General features: G+C 56.1%; 1 protein-coding gene. It reads right to left on the bottom strand.

Features of this window, described 5'->3' with window-relative positions; translation table 11 throughout:
• A partial coding sequence (locus B4U49_RS00390) for a DUF11 domain-containing protein (protein WP_143735429.1) occupies positions 1-809 on the bottom strand: 809 nt, incomplete at both ends.

Below are 809 nucleotides of genomic sequence, written 5' to 3'. Positions count from 1 at the left end.
TCGATCTTGTCGATCACATAGTCTGGCTGGGCAATGACAGGTGTGTTGTCGTCATCGGAATTGTTGCTCAGGTTCTGGTCTGGACCACGTCCATCCGCATAGGAAATTTCGGTCTCGTTCAGAATCTCTTCGACGCCTGCCGGCAGTGGGTCATCGACGATCACGGTGTAGGTCACACTGCCACTTTCACCGTCGGCCAGGGTACCTAGATCCAGGGTGATGGTGCCGTCGGACTGTACTACCCAACGCGGATCGGAGTTGGCCGCGTCAAAGGTGGTATTTTCCGGTAGCGTTTCGGTAATCGTTACATCTTCCGCCGGTGCCGAGCCAATGTTGGCGTAGTCCAGGGTGTAGGTAACCGAACCGCCCGGTGTGGTGGTGATACCGCCGTCGTCCTTGGCGATCGCCAGATCCACTTCAGTGATATCGAATGGCTCTTCATCGGTATTGTTTTCGGGGGTCGGGTCTGGTCCGTTGGTGCCGTCATCGGTTACCGATACGGAATTCACCTGCTGGGGCAACAGGAACGGCGGTACGTTTTCATTGACGGTGGTGGTGAGTGTCAGGGTGATGGAATCGCCTGCGGCCAGATCGCCGATATTCCAGGTTACGGTGCCGGCATCGAGATCCACGATACCGCCGTCACTGGCGATAAAGCCCGCGTCAAAGAAGTCGCCGGTGGGGAGGGTATCGGTGACCACAACACCGGTACCATCCTGATTACCTTCGTTGGACACGACAATGTCCCAGCTGATGGTTTCGCCCGGAAACGCGGGATCGTCAAAATTTTCGATCTTGTCGATCACATA

Source organism: Microbulbifer mangrovi (assembly GCF_002009015.1).
GTDB lineage: Bacteria > Pseudomonadota > Gammaproteobacteria > Pseudomonadales > Cellvibrionaceae > Microbulbifer > Microbulbifer mangrovi.
Note: the sequence above shows the minus strand (reverse complement) of the source record. Positions and strands in the feature narration are given on the sequence as shown.